This window comes from Actinoplanes utahensis (genome assembly GCF_016862455.1).
In the GTDB taxonomy this organism is placed as follows: domain Bacteria; phylum Actinomycetota; class Actinomycetes; order Mycobacteriales; family Micromonosporaceae; genus Actinoplanes; species Actinoplanes utahensis.
In genome coordinates this window covers 1-20,580 of record NZ_BOMZ01000038.1, presented here as the reverse complement: position 1 = coordinate 20,580, position 20,580 = coordinate 1, and the positions used below count along the sequence as shown (strand labels likewise).

16 protein-coding genes are annotated in these 20,580 nt (G+C 72.4%); 5 read left to right on the top strand and 11 right to left on the bottom strand.

The window, feature by feature from the left end:
- The first annotated feature begins 39 nt into the window (after positions 1–39).
- From Aut01nite_RS14100 to Aut01nite_RS14090, 3 genes are all read left to right on the top strand, one after another.
- On the top strand, positions 40–1,401 hold the full coding sequence (locus Aut01nite_RS14100; RefSeq protein ID WP_043525542.1) for a cation:dicarboxylate symporter family transporter: 1,362 nt from the start codon (positions 40–42) through the stop codon (positions 1,399–1,401).
- A gap of 97 nt (positions 1,402–1,498) precedes the next feature.
- Entirely contained in the window at positions 1,499–2,473 is a 975-nt protein-coding gene (locus Aut01nite_RS14095; protein ID WP_043525544.1) for a daunorubicin resistance protein DrrA family ABC transporter ATP-binding protein, read from the top strand.
- Positions 2,470–3,237 (top strand): ABC transporter permease, encoded by a 768-nt coding sequence (locus tag Aut01nite_RS14090; protein WP_043525545.1) that lies wholly within the window; start codon positions 2,470–2,472, stop codon positions 3,235–3,237. Before Aut01nite_RS14095 ends, Aut01nite_RS14090 begins: the two co-directional genes overlap by 4 nt.
- Here the strand turns inward: Aut01nite_RS14090 and Aut01nite_RS14085 are convergent.
- From Aut01nite_RS14085 to Aut01nite_RS14070, 4 genes are all read right to left on the bottom strand, one after another.
- Positions 3,219–6,530 (bottom strand): AfsR/SARP family transcriptional regulator, encoded by a 3,312-nt coding sequence (locus tag Aut01nite_RS14085; RefSeq protein WP_043525546.1) that lies wholly within the window; start codon positions 6,528–6,530, stop codon positions 3,219–3,221. The genes Aut01nite_RS14090 and Aut01nite_RS14085 overlap by 19 nt on opposite strands.
- A gap of 97 nt (positions 6,531–6,627) precedes the next feature.
- Complete coding sequence (locus Aut01nite_RS14080; RefSeq protein WP_043525547.1) at positions 6,628–7,299, bottom strand: potassium channel family protein; 672 nt, start codon at positions 7,297–7,299, stop codon at positions 6,628–6,630.
- Positions 7,292–8,626, bottom strand: a complete 1,335-nt coding sequence (locus Aut01nite_RS14075; protein WP_043525548.1) for a TrkH family potassium uptake protein — start codon at positions 8,624–8,626, stop codon at positions 7,292–7,294. Before Aut01nite_RS14075 ends, Aut01nite_RS14080 begins: the two co-directional genes overlap by 8 nt.
- Before the next feature lie 12 nt (positions 8,627–8,638).
- A complete protein-coding gene (locus tag Aut01nite_RS14070) occupies positions 8,639–9,124 on the bottom strand; it encodes an anthrone oxygenase family protein (protein WP_236642724.1) in 486 nt (161 codons plus the stop codon).
- 195 nt (positions 9,125–9,319) lie between these two features.
- On the opposite strand from Aut01nite_RS14070, the gene Aut01nite_RS14065 reads away from it, so the two are divergent.
- A complete protein-coding gene (locus Aut01nite_RS14065) occupies positions 9,320–10,807 on the top strand; it encodes a hypothetical protein (RefSeq protein ID WP_152628731.1) in 1,488 nt (495 codons plus the stop codon).
- Positions 10,808–10,828: 21 nt separating this feature from the next.
- Here the strand turns inward: Aut01nite_RS14065 and Aut01nite_RS14060 are convergent, their stop codons facing one another.
- From Aut01nite_RS14060 to Aut01nite_RS14030, 7 genes are all read right to left on the bottom strand, one after another.
- A complete protein-coding gene (locus Aut01nite_RS14060; protein ID WP_063958779.1) occupies positions 10,829–14,194 on the bottom strand; it encodes an NACHT domain-containing protein in 3,366 nt (1,121 codons plus the stop codon).
- Positions 14,195–14,319: 125 nt separating this feature from the next.
- Positions 14,320–14,763: a carbohydrate-binding module family 20 domain-containing protein gene (locus Aut01nite_RS14055; protein ID WP_052163783.1), complete on the bottom strand. Its 444-nt coding sequence runs from the start codon at positions 14,761–14,763 to the stop codon at positions 14,320–14,322.
- 231 nt (positions 14,764–14,994) lie between these two features.
- Positions 14,995–15,426 (bottom strand): hypothetical protein, encoded by a 432-nt coding sequence (locus Aut01nite_RS14050; RefSeq protein WP_052163784.1) that lies wholly within the window; start codon positions 15,424–15,426, stop codon positions 14,995–14,997.
- Positions 15,427–15,523: 97 nt separating this feature from the next.
- Complete coding sequence (locus Aut01nite_RS14045; RefSeq protein ID WP_043525550.1) at positions 15,524–17,143, bottom strand: alpha/beta hydrolase; 1,620 nt, start codon at positions 17,141–17,143, stop codon at positions 15,524–15,526.
- On the bottom strand, positions 17,143–17,661 hold the full coding sequence (locus tag Aut01nite_RS14040; RefSeq protein WP_152628732.1) for a WXG100 family type VII secretion target: 519 nt from the start codon (positions 17,659–17,661) through the stop codon (positions 17,143–17,145). Before Aut01nite_RS14040 ends, Aut01nite_RS14045 begins: the two co-directional genes overlap by 1 nt.
- Before the next feature lie 52 nt (positions 17,662–17,713).
- Positions 17,714–18,745, bottom strand: coding sequence for an LLM class F420-dependent oxidoreductase (locus Aut01nite_RS14035; protein WP_043525551.1), 1,032 nt, complete (start codon positions 18,743–18,745; stop codon positions 17,714–17,716).
- Positions 18,745–19,824, bottom strand: coding sequence for an alcohol dehydrogenase catalytic domain-containing protein (locus Aut01nite_RS14030; protein ID WP_043525552.1), 1,080 nt, complete (start codon positions 19,822–19,824; stop codon positions 18,745–18,747). The genes Aut01nite_RS14035 and Aut01nite_RS14030 overlap by 1 nt, the downstream gene beginning before the upstream one ends.
- 78 nt (positions 19,825–19,902) lie before the next feature.
- Between Aut01nite_RS14030 and Aut01nite_RS14025 the strand changes: the two genes are divergently transcribed.
- A complete protein-coding gene (locus tag Aut01nite_RS14025; RefSeq protein ID WP_043525553.1) occupies positions 19,903–20,493 on the top strand; it encodes a TetR/AcrR family transcriptional regulator in 591 nt (196 codons plus the stop codon).
- Positions 20,494–20,580: the final 87 nt, after the last annotated feature.

Here is a 20,580-nt window from a genome sequence, read left to right as displayed (position 1 = left end):
AACGGTGTGCTGGGCTGAGACCCAGGCCACATTCTCCGCATGACTTCCGCTGCCCCGCCGGTCAAACGTGACCGCACTCATTACCTGTACCTGGCGGTCATCGCGGCCGTCCTGCTCGGCATCGCCGTCGGCCTGATCTGGCCGGACACCGCCGTCGAGCTCAAACCGATCGGCACCGGTTTCGTCGACCTGATCAAGATGATGATCGCCCCGGTCATCTTCTGCACCATCGTCCTCGGTGTCGGCTCGATCCGGCAGGCCGCCCAGGTCGGCAAGGTCGGCGGCCTGGCACTCGGCTACTTCCTCTCGATGTCGACCGTGGCGCTCGGCATCGGCCTGGTGGTCGGCAACATCATCCACCCCGGTTCCGGGATGCGCCTGGACGCCTCGACCGCCGCGGCCGGGCAGAAGGCGATCGGCAGCGAACCCGCCAAGAGCACCTCGGAGTTCCTGCTCGGCATCATCCCGGACAGCCTGCTCGCCCCGCTGGCCACCGGCAACGTGCTGCAGACCCTGCTGGTGGCGCTGCTGACCGGGTTCGCGCTGCAGACCCTCGGCGACCGGTCCGAGCCGGTGCTGCGGGCGATCGGCGTCTTCCAGCGGCTGGTGTTCCGGATCCTGGCGATGCTGATGTGGCTGGCCCCGATCGGCGCGTTCGGCGCGATCGCGGCGGTCGTCGGGGAGACCGGCACGGACGCGCTGATCAGCCTGGCGCAGATCATGCTGGGTTTCTACGTCACCTGCGCGCTGTTCGTCTTCGTGGTGCTCGGGGCGCTGCTGTGGCTGGTCGCCCGGATCAACATCTTCAGCCTGCTGAAGTACCTGGGCCGGGAGTTCCTGCTGATCCTGTCGACCTCGTCGTCGGAGTCGGCGCTGCCGCGGCTGATCGCGAAGATGGAACACGTCGGGGTGAGCCGGCCGGTCGTCGGCATCACGGTGCCGACCGGGTACTCGTTCAACCTGGACGGCACGGCCATCTACCTCACGATGGCGTCCCTGTTCGTGGCGCAGGCGATGGGTGACCCGCTGTCGGTGAGCGAGCAGATCTCGCTGCTCCTCTTCATGATCATCGCGTCGAAGGGCGCGGCCGGGGTCACCGGCGCGGGCCTGGCCACCCTGGCCGGCGGCCTGCAGAGCCACCGGCCGGACCTGGTCGACGGCGTCGGCCTGATCGTCGGCATCGACCGGTTCATGTCCGAGGCGCGGGCGCTGACCAACTTCGCCGGCAACGCGGTCGCCACCGTGCTGGTCGGCGTGTGGGTCCGCGGGTTCGACCGGGAGCGCGCGCGGCTGGTGCTCTCCGGCGGCGACCCGTTCGACGAGCGGACCATGCTCGACGACGACCACGCCCCCGCGCCCGCTCCGGACGCCGGCAGACCCGACCCGGTCCCGTCCGCCTGACGGCCCCGGCGCCTGGCACGGCCCGCACACCTGCGTGTGCGGGTCGTGCCAGGCGCGTGTGCGGGCCGTGCCAGGGCGGCCCGGCAGGCTCGGCGGCATGACGGACGATCTGGTGGTGCGCGCCGAGGGGCTGCGCAAACGATTCGGGAAGACGCAGGCGCTCGACGGCGTGGACCTGTCGATGCGCCGCGGGACGGTACTCGGGGTGCTCGGCCCCAACGGCGCCGGCAAGACCACCGCGGTACGGGTGCTGGCCACCCTGCTCACACCGGACGCGGGCAGCGCCTTCGTAGCCGGTGTCGACGTGCTGAAGAACCCCTCCGAGGTACGCCGCAAGATCGGGCTCACCGGCCAGTACGCGTCAGTGGACGAGGACCTGACCGGCGTACAGAACCTGGTGTTGATCGGCCGTCTCCTGGATCTGTCCGGACGGGACGCCCGGCGCCGGGCCGGCGAACTCTTGCAGTGGTTCGATCTGACCGAGGCCGCGCAGCGGCGCGCGAAGACCTATTCCGGTGGCATGCGCCGCCGCCTCGACCTGGCCGCCAGCCTCGTCGGCCACCCCGAGGTGATCTTCCTGGACGAGCCGACCACCGGCCTCGACCCGGCCAAGCGCGAGGACATGTGGGGTGTGGTCCGCACCCAGGTGGCGAGCGGCGCCAGCGTGCTGCTGACCACCCAGTACCTGGAGGAGGCGGACGCGCTCGCCGACGAGATCGTGGTGGTGAACCACGGCCGGGTGATCGCCCAGGACACCCCGGACGGGCTCAAGCGCACCACCGGCGGGCAGACGCTGCGGGTGCGCCCGGTCGACCCGGACCGTCTGCCGGACGTGCTGCGGCTGCTCGACCTGGTCGCCGCGCCGGGCACGTCGGCGAGCCTGGACGAGGCCGCCGGCGCCCGCCCGGGAGCCGCGTCGGTGCCGGTCTCCGGCGACGAGGCCCTCGACAAGCTGATCCCGGCGCTGCGCGCGGACCGGGTCGAGGTCACCGAACTGGCCCTGCACCTGCCCAGCCTCGACGAGGTGTTCCACGCCCTCACCGGGCGGGTCAAGAAGGAGCAACTGGTATGAGCACCATGGCCGTCGCCCGGCACAGCACCTCCCTGGCCCACCGCAGCCTGATCAAGACACTGCGGACGCCGGAGGCGCTGATCGACGTCACCATCCAGCCGATCATCTTCCTCATGCTGTTCACCTACCTGTTCGGTGGCGCGATCGCGAACGGCGACCGGCACGCGTACCTGCAGTTCCTGTTGCCCGGCATGCTCGCGCAGTCGCTCGCGATGGGCGGGATGGCCCTCGGCCAGAACCTCAACGCCGACATCGAGAAGGGTGTCTTCGACCGGTTCCGGTCGCTGCCGATCTCTCGGGCCGCGCCGCTGATCGGGGCGGTGCTCGCGGACGTCGTCCGCTACCTGTCGGTGTGCGTGGCGATCCTCGGCTTCGGCACGATCATGGGCTTCCGGGTGCAGACCGGTGTGCTTCCGGCGCTGGCCGCGGTGGGCCTGTCGATCGCGTTCGGCCTGTGCTTCTGCTGGATCTCGGTGTGGGTGGGCATGCTCGCCCGGACCCCCGGCGCCGTGCAGGGCATCATGTTCCTGCTGATCCTGCCGCTCACCTTCGGCAGCGACGTCTACGTGAAGACCGACACGCTGCCCGGCGTCGTGCAGGCGTTCGTGTCGGTCAACCCGATCACCCCGCTGGTCGCGGCGATCCGCGGGCTGCTGCTCGGCGGGCCGGTGGCCGGGCCGCTGGTCACCACCCTGCTGTGGATGGCCGGGCTGCTGGTGGTCTTCGTGCCGCTGGCGCTGCGCGGTTACGCCAGGCGCGCCTGAGGGAGCGCACGCCGTGCGGGGTCGACGAGACTCCGCGCGGCCTGCCGTTCGAGGGACCAGCCGGCGGCGTACGCCTCCCCGAACCCCTTCTCCCCCAGCATCTCCCGCGCCTGCGCGGACACCGCCGCCACGTTGAGGTCGGTGTGGTCGTGCGCCCCGCGCAGCCGGGCCGCCGCCCCCAGCAGCGCCGCCGCCTCCCGGGCCTGCCCACGCGCCGCCGCCACCCCGCCCGCCGCGACCGCGACCATGGCCAGGATCGGTGAGTCCCTGGTCTGCACCGCCGCCGGGTAGGCCATGGCGATCGCCCTCTCCGCCGCGTCCGGATCGCCCTGCCGGACGGCGACCGCGGCCCGGATCGCGCCGACGATCGCGCATCCGTGGTCGCCGCCCGCCATCGGCGTCTCGTGGCCGTCGACGTTCAGGCCGGCGGCGGCCCGTTCGATGAGCTCGACGGCCCGATGCAGTTCCCCGGTCCACAGCACGATGCCCGCTTCCAGGGCGTCCACCAGCAGTTTCAGCTCTCTGGACGCGGACCGGTCGGCGCGGGCCCGGGCCGAGGCCAGCGCCGCCATGGCCTCGTCCGATTCGCCGCGGCGCATGTGCAGGTCCGCCCAGCGCAGGTCGATGAAGATCTCGTCGCCGATGTCGAGCGACCCGAACTCGGCGGCGAGGGCACGGGCGGTACGCAGGTCGGCGACGGCCCCGTCGAGGTCGCCCTCGTACTGCCGGCGCAGGGCACGCAACGGCAGCACGGTGGCCTGCCCCCACCGGTCGCCGATGGCCCGGAACCCGTCGAGGGCCGCGGCCACGTTCACGCCCAGCGCCTCCAGGTCACCGTCGTTCTCGGCGATCTGGGCACGGAACATGTAGGACAGTGCCGCCAGCCAGGGATCCGGGCCGTCGATGAACCGGCCGAGCCGCTGGTCGGCGAGCTCCCGCTCACCGGCGAAATACAGGGTGACGGCGGCGATCGCCCCGGCCGGGCCCGGCAGCACCGGATATCCGGCGATCCGCTGCGACAGCGCGCGCATCCGGCTCTGCGTCTGTTCCGGCGGCGACGGGTCGCCGTGGTTCAGGGCCAGGACCACCTCGGCGCAGTCGGCCGCCACCGGATCCCGCTCGCCGGGCACCGCGAGGGCCGCCCCCAGCCAGTAGCCGGCGTCGGCGTTGCGGCCGAACATCTGCCAGTACCAGCACAGGTTCAGGGCCAGCGCGATCGCGGACCGGGCGTCGCCGGAGTCGCAGAAGTGGCGCAGGGCGGCGAGCGCGTTGTCGTACTCGGCGCGCATCATGCGCAGCGCGGTCAGCTGCCCGGCGGTGCGCAGCAGCGGATCCTGCACGGCGACGAACGCGGCCAGGCGCCGGGCGGCACGATCCCGGACGGCGTCGAGGAGACCCTGTTCGGCGAGGCGTTCGATGCCGTACTCGCGCAACGTCTCGAGCATCCGGTATCGCCCGTCGGGCGCCAGGTGCAGCAGCGACCGGTCGACGAGGGCGGCGAGCAGGTCGGCGGTGTCCCCGGCGCCGTCACCGACCGCCTCCGCCGACGCCACGTCGACGCCGCCGGGATAGACGGCGATCCGTTCGGCCAGGGACCGTTCCGGGCCGGAGAGCAGATCCCAGCTCCAGGCGATGACGGCGCGCAGCGTGCGGTGCCGCGGCTGGGCGGTACGGGTGCCCGTGGTCAGCAGCCGGAACCGGTCGGACAGCCCGGCCGCCAGCTCCGGCAGGCCGAGCGTGCGCAACCGGGCCGCGGCCAACTCAAGCGCGAGCGGAAGCCCGTCCAGCCCGCGCACCACCTGGACGATGTCCCCGCACGTCCGGTCGTCGACGCGGAACCCGGGGCGCACGGCGGCGGCCCGTTCCGTGAACAGCCGCACCGCCGGGGATCGTTCCACGTCGGCCGGCGCCGCTCCCGTCCCGGGCAGGCCCAGCGGCCCCAGCGGCACGAGCGCCTCCCCGTCGATGGCCAGGGGCTCGCGGCTGGTGGCCAGGATCCGCAGCCGCGGGCAGCGCGCCAACAGCGCGTTCACCAGGTGCGCGACCGCGTCGACGAGATGTTCGCAGTTGTCGACGACGAGCAGCATGTCCCGCCCGGTCAACCGGCCGGCGAGCACGTCCACGTCGTCACGCCCGTCCGGCGCCGCCCGGGTGACGGTCTCGAACAGCGCCGACCCGCGCAGCCCCGCCGCGGCCACCACGGCCGCCCCGACCTTCGCCGCCTCGGTCACCGACGTGAGATCCACCAGCCAGGTCCCGTCCCGGTACTCCCCGGCCCGCCGCCACGCCGCCTCCAGCGCCAGCCGCGTCTTGCCCGCCCCACCGGGCCCGAGCACGGTCACCAGCCGACCCGCGGTGAGCAGCGCGTCGACCCGCGCGAGATCGTCCTCGCGCCCGACGAAACTGGTCACCGCCGCCGGCAGATTCGTCGGCGGCTGCGCCGCCCTCTCCCGCGTCCCGCGCACGGTCCGCGGTGCCGGCGCTTCCCTCGGTTGCGGTACGCCGGAGGCACCGTCCCCGCCCGATCCGTCTGCGCCCGCCGGCCCCGGTACGCCGCGCAGCAGGCGCAGGTGCCGTTCCCGCAGCGCCGCGCCGGGATCCGTGCCGAACCGGTCGGCCAGTCGTTCCCGGAGCCGCTCGTAGGCGGCGAGCGCGTCGGCCTGCCGCCCCAGCCCGTCGAGCGCGTCGATGAGCAGTGCCGTGAGCCGTTCGCTGAGCGGGTGGTCGGCCAGCAGCGCGGTCAGCCGCCCGGCCGCCCGGCCCGGCTCACCGAGCGCCAGTTCGGCCTCCGCCAGGTCCGCCCCGGTCTCGGCGACCGTCTGGGTGAGGCGGGTCGCGTACGCCGGGGCCACCTCCGCGACCTCCACCGCGACCGGGCCCCGGATCAGCGCGACCGCCTCGGTGAGCGCCGCGGCCGCAGCCGCCGGGTCACCGGCCCGCAGCCGTTCCCGCCCCTGCGCCGCGAGCCGCTCGAACCGCCCGGCGTCCACGTCGTCCGGCCCGATCGCCAGCCGGTACCCGCCGTCGGCCTGGGCGACGGTGTCCCCGCCGCCGAGCAGCCGCCGCAGCCGCGACACCAGCGAGTGCAAAGCGTTCGCCGGATCCGCGGGCCCGTCTCCCGGCCACAGCGCCGCGCTGAGCGCCCCGGCGGTCACCGGGCGTCCGCCGGCACTGGCCAGCCGCACCACCAGCCCGCGCAGCCGCGCGCCGGGAACCGGCACGTCGGCATCCCCCCGGCGCACCCGCAACTCCCCGAGCACCCCGACGGTCAGCCGCCCCGCGCCTCCGCTCACACCCCGATCCTCCCCCGCTCGCGCCGGCCCGCTCAAACCCCATCCGGCCGGTCGTCACCGCTGTCTCACGCACGCGCAGACGGCAGTGCCGGCCGGGTCAGTTCTCGGCGGCGTAGGCCTCGACCTTGGCGGTGTCGCCGGCGACGATCAGGACGGCGTTCTCCGGGACGGCGGTCTCCGGGCGGGCGTAGACGAAGTCCTCGCCCGGCCGTTTGGTGCCGACCACCGTGACGCCCCACTTGGTGCGCAGGCCCAGATCGGCCAGGGTGCGGCCGGCGGCACCGTGCGGGGCGCGGACCTTGGCGATGGCGAAACCGTCGTCGAACTCGATGTAGTCGAGCATCCGGCCGGTGATCAGATGGGCGACCCGCTCGCCCATCTCGGTCTCCGGGAAGACGACGTGGTCGGCGCCGACCGACGACAGGATCTTCCCGTGTTTGACGCTGGTGGCCTTGGCCCAGATCTCCGGCACGCCGATCTCGGTGAGGGTGAGCACGGTGAGGACGCTGGTCTCGAGGTTGGTGCCGATGCCGCAGACGGCCCGCTCGAACTCGTGGATGCCGAGCTGGCGCAGCGCGTCCTCGTCGGTGGAGTCGGCTTCGGCGACGTGGGTGAGCCGGTCGGCCCAGTCCTGCACGATGCGCGGGTCGGCGTCGACGCCGAGGACGTCGTAGCCCAGGTCGAGCAGAGCTTCGGCGACCGCGCCGCCGAACCGGCCGAGGCCGAGCACCGCGACGTTGCCACCCCGGGAAAGTTTGCGGTCAGCCAACGAGGGGTCTCTCCTCCGGGTAGCGGAACTGGCGGCGGCGGGTGTTCAGCGCGATCGCGGTGCCGACCGCGATGGTGCCGACCCGGCCCACGTACATCAGGATCACCAGCAGGACCTGTGCGGACGGCGGCAGGCTCGGGGTGATGCCGGTGCTCAGGCCGACGGTCGCGAACGCCGAGGTGACCTCGAACAGCGCTCGGTCGAACGGGACGTTCTCGGTGAGCGCGTCCAGCACGACGGTACCGGTCGCGACCAGCGCCACGCCCATCAGGGCGACCGTGACGGCCTGCCGCTGCGTCTCCTCGGCGATCCGGCGTTTGCGGATCACCACGTCCGGCTCGCCGCGGATCTCCGCCCAGATCACGTACGCCAGCAGCAGGAACGTGGTCAGTTTGATGCCGCCGGCGGTGCTGGCGCTGCCGCCGCCGATGAACATCAGCCCGTTGGTGACCGCGATGGTCTCGCTGTTCATCCGGCCCAGGTCGACGCTGTTGAAGCCGCCGGAACGGGTCATCACGTCCTGGGTGAAGGCGGCCAGGATCTTGCCGGGCGTGTTCAGCGGGCCGAGCGTGCCCGGGTTGCGCCACTCGAAGACGAGGAAGACCAGGAAGCCGACGATCGAGAACAACAGGGTTCCGGTCACCGTCAGCCAGGTGTGGGTGCTCCAAGAGCCGGGGGTACGCCACTCCCGCGCCAGTTCGAACAGCACCGGGAAGCCGATCGCACCGGCCATCACGCCGAACGCCAGGGGCAGGCAGATCCACGGGTCGGTGACGAACCCGACGAGGCTGTCGGAGTAGAGGGCGAAGCCGGCGTTGTTGAACGCCTGCACCGCGTGGAACACCGCCTCCCAGAGGGCGCGGCCGAACGAGTAGTCGTAGCCGAGCCAGAAGCGGAACGTCAGCACCACCGCGATCAGGCTCTCCGCCACGAGCATCACGGTCGCGACCCGGAACAGGATGCCGCGCAGGTTGTCGCCGAACAGGCCGGCGCTCTCCGCCTGGGCCAGCAGCCGCCCGCGCAGCCCGAGCCGCCGCGACACCAGCAGGCTGAGCAGGGTGGCCAGGGTCATGATGCCGAGGCCGCCGATCTGCGACAGCACGGTCAGCAGCACGTGGCCGAACGTCGACCAGTACGTCGGGGTGTCCACCACCGCCAGGCCGGTGACGCAGACCGCGGACGCCGCCGTGAACAGCGCGGTCACGAACGGCGCGTGCCCTGGATCGGCGCGGGCGGCCGGTAACATCATCAGGCCGGTCCCGAGCACGATCAGGCCGAAGAACGCGAGCGGCACGACACGTGCCGGGGTCCGCCATGGTGATCGCACCGATGAGTCATATCACCCGATGTGCGCGCCGTGCTCGGTGAGGGCCCACGCCGCGGCCACGAAAGCACCGGTGCTGGTGACGGTGCGCACGATGTTCCACCCCGTCCAGGGGGTGAAGAACGCGGCCCGCTGGGCGCCCGGGTCGGCGAGGTCCGCGGGATCACCCAGATCGTTCAGGCGGGTGTTGAGCGGGATGTTCACGGCGAACGTGACGATCAGGGTCACGACGTACAGAAACAGGGCGATCATTAGCGGACCCGACACGGCGGGACGATCGGTGTTCTGGTAGGTGGCGGCGGCGGTGGAGACCAGCGCGCCGAGGAAGATCAGGCCGAAGACCGGGTTCTGGATGGCGATGTTGATGCGCTGCATGACGTCGACGGCCGCCCGGTCACCGGCGCGGCGCAGGCCCGGCATCACCGAGCCGGAGAACGCGTAGAACAGGCCGGCCATCAACCCGAGGGTGACCACGGCGAACAGCAGAACGGCGGTACGCACTTCGATCTCCCCCGGAGTCCCGATCGACTGGTTTCGGTTCGCCCGGCCGCTACGGCCCTTGCGGCGACGGTACGATCCGGGGGCAAGCCTCGCCAACGACGGCTCGGAACCGGCGGTGGTGCGACGGCCGACACGTCGCGTTCGGTGACCGGATTTCATCGGAACCGGTTATCCTCCTCCGCCGGGGAGGACAACATGAAGATCGTACGGGGATTGGTGACGGGCGCCCTGATCGCCGCGCTCGCCGTCGCGCTGGGAGCCTGCGGGCCCATCGGCGTGCACGATTCCCGGCTCGTGCTGGGTGGCGAGCCATCAGTGTCCGCATTGGACGGCTACATCCGTTTCGGCGTGCCACAGGGCGGCACCGAGGGCGAGCCCCGGGTCCGTTTCCGGCTCGATCCGCTGCCCGCGGACCGTCCGGCCACACCCGGCATCGTCACCGTCGGTGACATGGTGACCATGGAAGTCGAGGGTGGCTCGATCAGCCGCGGGCGCATCACCATCGACTACGAGGATCTGCCGGCCGGCGTCCGCCCCGAGATGCTGAACGTCTTCGCCTGGTCGGCGGATCTCGGCGGCTGGGTGCCGCTGCCGAACACGCTCACCGACGCCGCCGACCGGTCGATCAGCGGCGACACCGTCCTGTTCGACAGTTTCGTGCTGGGCACCTGGCAGCTCTCCCCCGACGAGATCGACGGGGACACCGTGACGACCGGTGCGGGCACCCGCCTGGCCGTCGGCCCGGAGGCGTACCCCAGCTTCTGGTCGTACGCCCGGTCCGCCGCCGTCGCCGCCGTGAACGAGACGGTCGGCGACCTCACCCGGACCGTCTCGGACGGCCTGGTGTGCGAGCCGCGTGCGGCGAACGTGTCGGTCGCGATCGCCACCGCCCCGGCCGGGCGGGTCGACGCGTGCGTGGTCGCCGGAACCGGGTCGCAGCAGGTGCGGATCCGCAACCGCTACCCGTTCCCGCTGGCCCTGAAGCTGCCCGCCGGCGGCCAGGTGTGGCCGGCGCCCGCGCCCGAGTCCACCGGCGGACCGGCCGGCTCGCTGACCGCGGCCCGCAACGCGGCGCTGGCGTACCTGAACGGCACCATCGCCCTGGGCGGCGGCGAGACGATCACCCTGCGGCTGCCGCCGGGCCGCAGCGCGCCGGTGTGGCTGAGCGGCAGACTGGACTGGTCGGTGGTGGCCCTCGACGCCGGGCTGCGCCAGCTCGACCTGCTGCTGCCGAACAGCCGGGCGCTCCGGCCGGGCACCGCCGACCTGCTGCTGCAGGCGCACGCCGAACACGGCGCGGCGGCCCGGGCCGGGCTGGCCCGCGGCGACGTCGCCGATCCGTCGGTGCAGGCGCTGCTACGCACCGCCGGGCTCAGCGAGGCCGGGCGCAGCGTCGGCGACCTGTTCGAGTTCAGCGACTGCGTGCTGCGGCGCACCCCGGAGATCTACGGCTCCGCGAAGAACGTCCTGTCCAACCTGCCGAAGACCGGCCCGTCGATCACCCAGATCACCAGCGACTGCCTGGTCACGATCTACGACAAATACCTTCTTCCCGGTACGCGTTCCACGGGCGGCGTCCTCGACACGCTGAAGTCGGCGACCGCGACCGTCCGCAAGGCGGTCCCGGCCGCCGACCGCAGACCCGGTTACGGCGCCGTCAGCATCACCATCACTCCCCGCTGAACCCCGCTCGGACGCCCCGGATCACCACTGCTCCGGGGCGTCGGGCAAGGGCATGGCGCGGTAGCCGTCGAAACGGGCCCGGGCGGAGCTGATCCGAGCCGCGAGATCCCGGTCGAAGCGCAGCCGGTCCCGGACGTCCTCGGAGTCCGAGCGGTCGCCGAGGATCTCGAGCAGTTCGCTCAGCCGCCATTCCGGCGCCGGCGGCAGCACCGCCAGCAGACGCAGACACTGCTCGATCGTGCACTGCTGCTCACGGGCCACCATCCGGCCCACCAGGACCCGGGCGAACCGGTCGTACCTCTCGTCCGGTCCGGCGCGGCCGGCGGCCAGGCATTCCAGGAGCAGCGGGTACGCCCCGGCGGGATGGTGGTCGTTCGCGAAGACGTCCAGCACGAGACGGTAGACGTCCGCGGAAGCCATCCGGCGCGCGTCGTCGGCGAGCGACCGAAGGATGACATCGAGCCAGCCGCGGACCTCCGCCGTGGCATGGTCCCCCGGGTGGTAGCGGAGAACAGCCGTGATCGCCCGGTCGTAGACACCGGCCAGGCCGGCGCCGGTGAACCCGGCGCGGGACGCCAGCACCAGGCGCACCAGGCTGTTGGCGACCGATTCGACACTGCCGGGGGTGTGCTCGACGAACGTGGTCAGGGACCGGATCGACAGGAACTCCGCGATCGGTTCGGCGCCGTGCCGCAGCGCGTCGTCGCTGAACGTGCCGGTCAGGTCCATCGAGGTGAGCGCCTCGAACACCGGGAAGCGGTCGGTGACCCCGGCGTCGAAGGAGTCCGGGCCGAGCGAACGCGGGAACGCCCCGAGCGACCAGAGTGGATCCAGGGCGCCGGCCTTCTTCCGTACACCGGCCTCGATGATCATGTCGCGCCGGCCGTCGACGGCCCAGGTCCGGGTGACGGTCACGGATTCCAGGGCTTCCAGCCACATCCCGCTCGGCACGGCCGCCCGCCATTGGAGGGCCGTGTCGCGGAGCCAGGCGGCCGGGTCCTTGGCGTAGCGGAACAGCTCGGACGCGCGCACCGGCACCCCCGCCGCCAGCGCCAGCACGGCCAGGTTGAACGAGTAGGTCGCCATCCAGTGGTCCTCGCGCTTGTCCGGGACCGGCCGGTAGGCGGGCGCCGTGAACCGCGGCCGCGTGACGGCGGTGCGCAGCCGGTCCACGATCCAGTCGCGGAGATCGGCGGAACCGGCGTGGGCCAGCAGCGCCTCCACGAACGGCAGCACGGTGGCCCGGGCGCACAGTGGCGTGTAGCCGAGCAGTGAGCGCAGCAGGTCGTCGTCCCCGGCGGCGGTGTGCGCCGCCCGGGCGCTCTCCCGGACGGCCCGTACCACGAGCCGGGCCACCAGGTACTCGCCGAAGGTGGCGTGCAGGAACTCGTACGTCCACCGGGTCTGATCGTCGTGGAACGCCTGCGCCCGCTGAATGAAGAAGAACCGCCCGATGATCTCCTCGCCCGCGGTGACCGGGCTGCGCACGCCATGGCCGGGCGTGTCCCCGGTGGTCCGCAGGCCCAGCCCGGCCAGGTCGCCGTCCAGTTCCTCGGTGGTCACCCACAGCCGGGACCGGTGGAACATCGCGAACGCCGCCACCGACAGCCGCAGCAGCTCCGCCTCGACCAGCTCGCCGAGCACCCGTTGCGGATGGTTGACGCCGTGCACCCGGCGGACCTCCCGCTCGGCGAACTCGTGCAGCAGCCGCTCGTAGAGCTGGCCGGTGTCGAACGCCTCGGCGTCCTGCAGCGCGTTCGTCGAGGCGTCGTAGAGCGCCAGCATCAGCAGCAGCAGCGGCTGGGCGGCCAGGTCACGGAACCGCAGCACCACGTCGCGGGTCAGCGGCCGCCGGCCGGTGCGCGCCCAGTGGTCCGCGTGGGCCTCGTTCCAAGTCGTCAGCCAGCGGTCCACCTGCGCGGCATCGAACGGCTCCAGGCGGGCCACGACACCGCCGGACGGGATCCGGGCCCGGTCGGCCACCGCGGTCCGGCTGGTCACCAGCACCGCGGCGGGCCGCCCGAGCCGGGCCTCGCGATGCTGGAAGGCGGCGACCCGCTCCAGGTAGTCGGACTGGTGCACGCCGGTCACCTGCAACAACTCGTCCAGGCCGTCGAGCAGGACCACGGGCATCGCGGCGTCGGCGTCCCGGGCCAGGTCGGGCCAGGAGACCGTCTCGCCGATCGTGCCGCGCAGCGCCTGCTCGATCTGGTCCTGGATGGCGGCCTCGGCGCGGACCTCGCGCAGCGGCACCCTGACCACCAGATAGTCGGCGGCCGGCAGGCGGGCGGCCAGGATCCTGGTCAGCGACGACTTGCCGCCGCCGGGCTGGCCGAGCAGCAGCAGCGGCGCCGTGGCCGCCTGCGGTGTGGTCAGGTAGGTGGCCAGGAACATGCCGAAGTCGGCGCGGACCTCGGTCTCGCCCCACCACCCCTCGTCGGCGGGGCGCGGGCCGGGCGCGCCGGTCCGCACCCGGAAACGCGGGTCCAGGTAGGCGTCGTCGAGGCTGGGCATGGTCGGCGCCAGATCACCGGCAGCGCCGCCGAGGACCGGTTCGCCGAGCTCACCGCGGTAGACGCGGGCGAGCGCGGCACGATGCCGTTGCGGGTCGCGGTGGGAGGTGACCCGCAGCAGGGCGGACTCCAGGCCGCGCAGGCCCCGGGAGACGGTGGCCGTCTCGTGTTCGAGGGTCGCCAGGCTGCGGGAGACGGCGGCGGCCTCGTGCTGCGACATCCAGATCGCGAACTCCGGGACGTCGGCGGCGAGCTTGCGGATCGCCTCCTGGTAGTGGGCGCGGGCCATGGCCGGCAGTGCGCCGGTCAGCAGGTGCTCGACGGCGCGGCGGGAGCGGTCGTCGGCGCCGTCCCAGACGGCGAGCCCGGGCAGGTGCCGGGACAGGGTGGTGGACAGCGACGTGAACCAGGTGAGCAGGGCGCCGGTGAGACGGTCGGCGGTGAGGTCCGGTGCGGGCGCCGGGATCGGGGCGTCGAGCAGGCGGGACTGCCAGGAGCCCTCGGTTCGGGCCGCCGCGGCGAGCAGCAGTTGATCGTCGGTGGTGAAGCCGGGGGACGCGACGCCGGCGGTCTGGAGACAGTCGTCGAGCGAGGCGAAGAACGCCGAGACGACCAGGACGGCGTGGGCGGCGTGCAGGCGCTCGCTGCGGTGGTAGCGCCCCTGGCCGCGTACCAGATCGGTGATCTTCTCGGTCACCAGGTGCCCGAGCCGGATCGCCTCGCTCTTGGCGTCGAAGAGGCTGAGGGCGGCGTCGCTGCCGCCGGCGGTGGCGACGGTGAGCGCGCCGCCCAGCAGATTGTCGGTGATCTTCATCAGCGGGCCGGCGCCGCCGAGCAGTTTGACGGCGTCGGTGTACGTCAGACCCTGGGGCACGAACCCACTATATGGACGGTGGGCCCGCGCCCCGGGACTGTCGTGGCCGGGTACGGTCGGTGCCGTCGGGCCGAGAGGTATCTGACCCATACCTCTCGGCGCGACCCGGCTACGTCAGCCGGCTATCAGTACCCGCCGAACGTGTCGTTGGTGATGTAGGTGCCGGCCGGCGGGGTGGTCGTGGTGCGGTTGCTGTAGCTCTTCTCCCAGTTGGCCACCGTGCCGTTGGCGTTCTTCACGATGTACTGGTATTCGACGTAGGTGTTCGGCGGCAGAGAGACACCGCCGGTCCAGGTCGGGAAGGTCGAGCCGGTGGTCCTCAGCGGGACCGCGGCGGCGGGGTTCCAGGAGCCGAGCGCCGGGATGCTGCCGACCACGTAGACGCTCTGGCCCCAGGCGGTGAAGCCGGCGGTCACGTTGAACGTCGCGGCGATCGGCGCGACCCGCTGGGCGCTGACGTCGGTACCGGCTGCGGCCGACGGGCCGGCCGCGAGTGCGGGGGCGGACGCCCCCAGGACACCGGCGATCAGAGCGGTGGCGATGGCGCCGGCGCGGACTGCGTTACGCATGACTCTCCTCTCGAAAGGAACTGAACAACTCTGCAAGTTCTTGCGGAGCCGCGGTCCACATTGGCGGGAGAGCCATCGGAACTCAAGGATTTTTGTCCGTATTCACGAAACAGGCAGTGTTCGTTGCCTACTCCAACAAATCCGTGAGCTGGATCAATGTTTCACCACTACGCCACAATCTCTTGCTATGGCACGATCACCTACCTTGAAATATCTTGCAAGCGCTGCACGTCACTGCGGGTCCGGAGTCCCGTTCGCCCAGATGCACGGCGAACTGCCGGTCAACGTGTAGTCGTAGTGGTCGCCCCGGTTCCAGCCCTTGACAATCACCATGTAACCGTCGGGCGTCTCCACGACGTACTTCGGGTCCCGGCGGTCCCGGCCGTCGTCGTGGAGCCGGTAACCCCGTTCCGCCCAGAACGCCACCAAGGCCGGGATCGCCTGGTCCGCGGGCCAGGCGCCGGCCGCCGACGGCACGACCTTGTACCGCTTCTCGACGAAGATCCGGCCCTTCGGGCCGTTGTCGGTGGGATCGTCGCAGGGCATCCGGTCGGTGCCGTCGTTGAACTGGAGGGTGGCGCCCGCCGGGATCCGCGCGAACGCCTCCTCGACGAGCTCCTCCACCCGCTGCACCGCCTGCGCCGTCGTCTCGGTCGGCTGCACTGTTCCACTCCCCTTCCCACAGGCGGCGAGCAACAGCAGAGCCGCCGCCGCTCCCACGAACCCTCGCACACGTCGTGATCTCACAACTGGCACCTCGTCACAACCCTCGTCCGGTGATGATGTCCGCGATTCCGTCCCGCGCCACATTGCCCTCGTTCCAGTAAGCGGAATGGGTGTCCACCTGGCCGAACCGGTCGCCCCGGTCGCTCGGGAACACCTTGGCGCCGAAACCGGGATCGACCGGGTCGTCCCCGTGCACGATGTCCAGGCCCGGCACCCACTTGATGACGTCGTACTGCGCCCGGGTGGCGTAGACCTTGTCCGGAGGCAGGCCGGGCAGCTCGGAGACGTGGTTGGCGTCGACGCCGGGCGAGCCGACGAAGATCGCCGCGTCGACGGCGAACCCGGCGCTCTTCCCGGCGTGCCCGATCACCGTGCTGCCGTAGCTGTGTCCCAGCACGGTGTTCCGCGAGTCCTGGTCGCCCTCATGGGTCGCCCGAAGGCCGCCCTGGAACCGGGTGAGGTCCTCCGCGCCATCCCGCGCATAGCCGCTCGACGCCGCGTTGTGCGGCAGGTCCGGCGCGTCGTAGCCGAGCCAGTAGACCGCTGAGGTGGTGGCGTCCGGGTCGGCCAGGCCGGCGTCGGCGACCATCCGGTCCGCCCGCTCCATGTCGCCGGCGGCGCCGCCCAGATCGGCGGTCGTGCCGGGCACGTAGGTGACGACGTTGTTCGCCTGGTCCGGGTTGTTGACCGCGACGATCGCCTTCCCGTCCGCCTCGGTCGAGATCCCCAGGAGGAAGGCGGGCGGGCGGCCCGGCTCGTCCAGGCGGTTGCTGATCGCGTTCAGGCCGCCGAGCTTCTCGTTGACCTCGTCGAGTTGCCTCTTCACCGCGAGGTACTGGGCGCCCATCGGGTCGGCTTGACCCCAGGTGCTCTGCATGGCGGCGAGCCGGTTCTCCAGGTCGCGCTTCTGCTGGTTCAGGTCGTCGGTCTGGCGCCCCAGCATGATCCGGTTGGCGGTGTCGCGGTCGGTGGCGGGCACCCCGTCGAGCCAGCCGACCAGTTCCGGGTGCTGGGCGATGGCCTGATCCTGCTGTTCCGGGGTGAGCGTCGACCACCACTCGTTGACCTCCTTGGGGGTCCGGTTCGCCTGCGCGCGGATGTCGTCGGCGGTGACGTCGGGCATCTTCGTCAGGCCGAACCCGGTGGCGGCCGCGGGCACGTTCACGGTGATCGCGTCGGCGGTCTCGTCGTCGAGGGCGCGGGCCTGTTCCACGACGGCGCGCAGGTCGTTGGTGAGCATGCCGATGGCGCGGCCGGTCTGGTCCAGCTGCCCGCCGGTGTAGGCGCTCGCCGGGGCGGTGATGTTCAGGGTGGCCGTGTCGACGGTCAGGCCGGACTGCTGCGCGGCGGCGATGATCTCCTCGGCGTACCGGCGGTAACCCGTCATGCCGTACGCGTGCCGGTCCATCGCCTCGAAGACGCGCTTGGCCGGGTTGTAGAAGTTGCTGATCTCGGTACGCAGCGCGGCGGACCGGGCGTGCGCGGCCGTCGCGCCGGCGCCGGACGGCCAGGCGGCCTCCAGGTCACGGGTGCCGCGGATCATCCGTTCGGTGGCGTCGTCGGTGCGCTGCGCCAGGCGCTGCCAGGCGTCGGCGGAGGTGTGCCAGGCCGTGACGTCCCCGGCGAGCAGCTGCTCCAGAGTCAGGGTGCTCATCAGAACGCCCTGCCGGAGGCGCCGTCCGGGCCGGACGGGTCGTTCAGCGGTGTGGCGTCGTCCAGGCCGGGACCGCCCGTGCTCGGCGGGAGCGGTTCGGCGTCGTCCACACCGGAGCCGCCCGTGCTCGGCGGCAGCGGTTCGGCGCCGCCCGGGCCGGAACCGCCCGAGCCGGGCGGGATGGGCATGCTGTCGAAGCCGGGCGGGAGCGCACCCGGGCCCGGCGTCTCCCGCAGGGAGTCCGCGCCGGACTGGTCGGTCGAGGTGATCCGCTGGGCGGCCTGGGCCAGGTTGTCGGCGAAGGCTTCCAGGTCGTCGGCGAGCCGGCGCAACGCGGCCTGCCAGGTCGGGGCGGCGGTGCGGGCGGCGGTGGCCGCGTCCGAGCCGGGCTGTCCCGGCGGCGCGAGCCGGTCCGCGGCCTCGGTGACGGCGGCCCGGACGTCCGCGCCGGTGGCGCGAACCGCCGTCCCGGCGCGCAGCACGCCTTGAACGTCGACATCCAACAGTGGCTGTTGCATCGGTGATTCCCCCTCTCACTACCGGGGTCTACGCCGATGGTCTCGACCTGGTTCAGGGCATCAGGCGCCGGAGTTCGGCGACGTCCTTGACGCGTTCGGCCCGGGTGGCGGCGAGCGGGGCCGCGAGCAGCGTGGTGACACCGACGGTGGCCAGGGCGTCGAGGCGGCGGCGGAGATCGTCCGGGCGGCCCATCAGGGAGGTGGCGGTGACCAGGTCGTCCGGGACGGCGGCGGCCGCTTCGGCACGCTGTCCGCTCAGGAAGAGATCCTGGACGCGGACGGCCTCGTCGGCGTAGCCGTAGCGGCGGATCAGGTCGTGGGAGAAGTTGCGGCCGCGGGCGCCCATCCCGCCGAGGTAGAGCGCGAGCTGGCCGCGGTGCCGGGCGAGCAGGGCCGGCGACGGATCACCGACGGCGAACGGTACGGGCACGCTCACGTCCAGGGGCCCCAGGCCGGGGTCGCGGCGGGACAGGCCGTCGGCGAGCGCGTCGCCGAACACCCGGGTGAACGCGCGCGGGTCGAGCCACAGCGCCTGCCATCCCTCGGCGATCTCGGCGGCCAGCGCCACGTTGCGGGGGCCCATGGCGGCGAGCAGGATCGGCACGCGTGGCCGTACCGGATGATTGATGATCTTCAAGGGTTTGGCGTAGTGGCCGGGGAGCGGGATCCGGTAGTGGGCGCCGTCGAAGGTGAGCGTCTCCCGGCGCCAGACCCGGCGGCAGATCTCCACGATCTCGCGGGTGCGGGCCACCGGGGCGTCGTAACGGACCCCGTGGAACCCTTCGATCACCTGCGGCCCGGACGCGCCCAGCCCGAGGTTGAACCGGCCGCCGGAGACGTGGTCGAGCCCGGCCGCGGTCATCGCGGTGAGCGTCGGGGTGCGGGTGTAGAGCTGCATCACCCCGGAGGCGAGCTGCATGCGGCGGGTACGGGCGGCGAGGTAGCCCAGGGCGCTGACGGCGTCGAAACTGTACGCCTCGGGGACGACCGCCAGGTCCGCTCCGGCCTCCTCGAACTCGGCGACCTCGTCGGCGGCGCCGGCGAACCCGGAACCGCTGTAACCGAGCTGGATGCCGAGCCGCATCAGTCGTTGACGATCACTTGGCGGATCACGTCGCCGCTGCCCAGAGCGGCGAGCGCGTCGCCGGCCTGATCGAGGCGCAGCCGTCGGCTGATCATGCCCTCGATGTCCAGGCGGCCGGCCCGCCAGAGCGCCAGCAGGCGGGGGAAGTCCCGGTGCGGCTGCGCCGAGCCGTACAGCGACGGGACGATCCGCTTGCCCTCGAAGAGCAGCTCGAACGGGCTGAACTGGACCTGGTCCTCGGCCCGGCCGGCGCCGACCACGACGACCTGCCCGCCCCGGCGGCAGGCGGTCCAGGCGGTTCGCAGGGTCGCCGGCACGGCCACCACGTCGAAGGCGTGGTCGAAGCCCTCCGGGACGACAGCCGCCTGCAGGTCGCCGAGCTCGTCCGGGGTGACACTGTGGGTCGCACCGAACCGGCGGGCCGCCTCGTGCCGCGCGGGCACGGTGTCCACGGCCACGATCACGGCGGCGCCGGAGAGCCGGGCGCCCTGCACGGCCGCGATCCCCACGCCGCCGCAGCCGATCACCACGACGCTGTCGCCGGGCCGCACCATCGCCGTGTTGATCACCGCGCCGACGCCGGTGGTGACGCCGCAGCCGACCAGGGCCGCCACCTCGTACGGCACATCGTCGTCGATCGTGACGGCGCCGGCCCGTGGCACCACCATCTCCTCGGCGAACGAGCCGCACCCGGCCATCCCGAAGATCTGCAGGTCACCGGCGGCGAACCGGGGCATCACGTAGCCGGCCATCACGTGGGTCAGGCACAGGTACGGCTCGCCGTGCCGGCAGTGCGAGCAGGCGCCGCAGGCGGGCAGCCAGTTGACCGCCACCCGGTCGCCGGGCGCCAGGTCCCCGACGCCCGCACCGACCTCGAGCACGTCGCCGGCGGCCTCGTGGCCGAGCACCGCGGGCACCGGCTGGGGCAGGGCGCCGTGCAGCGCGGACAGGTCGGAGTGGCAGATCCCGGCGGCACGCACCCGCAGGCGCACCTCGCCCGGGCCGGGGCCGAGGACGCGCACGTCGTCCCGGATGTCGAGTTTCTCGTCCCCGATCGTGTGCAGCACCGCCGCGCGCATCCCGGTACCCCCTCAGAAGTAGAACGCGTTCTCAGCCTCGCCCCAAGCAAGCGTTCGGTCAAGGGACATAATCGGCCGGTGACCCAATCCAAGAGCCCGTCCGAGCGGCGCACGCACCTGGTCCGGCTGGCCGGCGACCTCTTCGCGGAGAAGGGGTTCCGGGCCACGACCGTGCGGGAGATCGCGGACGCCGCCGGGATCCTGTCCGGCAGCCTCTACCACCACTTCGACTCCAAGGAGTCGATCGGGGACGAGATCCTCAGCGCCTTCCTCGACGACGTGCTCGCCGGTTACCGGGCGGCGGTGCTCTCGGCAGACGATCCGCGTGCGGTGATCGAGCAGATCGTACGGTCCAGCAGCGCCACCCTGAGCCGGCACCGGGCCGCGCTCACCATGCTCCAGCGGGACTGGAACTACTTCAGCGCCCAGCCGCGGTTCGCCTACCTGCGCACCGCCATGAAGGAGATCGAGCAGATCTGGATCGACCAGCTGGAGCGGGGCCGGGAGTCCGGGCGGTTCCGGTCCGACCTGGACGCGCGCCTGGCGTACCGGCTGCTCCGCGACATCCTGTGGATGCCGACCTCCTGGCGCCCGTCGACCACCTGGAGCCCCGACGAGATCGTCGACGGCCTGCTCCGGCTGCTCTTCGACGGCATCACGGCCCGCTGACGCCCGCAAGCCCGGCAGCACCACCCGCTGACGCCCGCAAGCCCGGCAGCACCACCCGCTGACGCCCGCAAGCCCGGCAGCACCACC

Coding starts and splice junctions, on each gene's coding strand:
- Aut01nite_RS14095 (WP_043525544.1), top strand. CDS start 1,499: ATGACGGACGATCTGGTGGTGCGCGCCGAGGGGCTGCGCAAACGATTC.
- Aut01nite_RS14035 (WP_043525551.1), bottom strand. CDS start 18,745: ATGCGGCTCGGCATCCAGCTCGGTTACAGCGGTTCCGGGTTCGCCGGC.
- Aut01nite_RS14065 (WP_152628731.1), top strand. CDS start 9,320: ATGAAGATCGTACGGGGATTGGTGACGGGCGCCCTGATCGCCGCGCTC.
- Aut01nite_RS14040 (WP_152628732.1), bottom strand. CDS start 17,661: ATGCAACAGCCACTGTTGGATGTCGACGTTCAAGGCGTGCTGCGCGCC.
- Aut01nite_RS14045 (WP_043525550.1), bottom strand. CDS start 17,143: ATGAGCACCCTGACTCTGGAGCAGCTGCTCGCCGGGGACGTCACGGCC.
- Aut01nite_RS14030 (WP_043525552.1), bottom strand. CDS start 19,824: ATGCGCGCGGCGGTGCTGCACACGATCGGGGACGAGAAACTCGACATC.
- Aut01nite_RS14055 (WP_052163783.1), bottom strand. CDS start 14,763: ATGCGTAACGCAGTCCGCGCCGGCGCCATCGCCACCGCTCTGATCGCC.
- Aut01nite_RS14090 (WP_043525545.1), top strand. CDS start 2,470: ATGAGCACCATGGCCGTCGCCCGGCACAGCACCTCCCTGGCCCACCGC.
- Aut01nite_RS14100 (WP_043525542.1), top strand. CDS start 40: ATGACTTCCGCTGCCCCGCCGGTCAAACGTGACCGCACTCATTACCTG.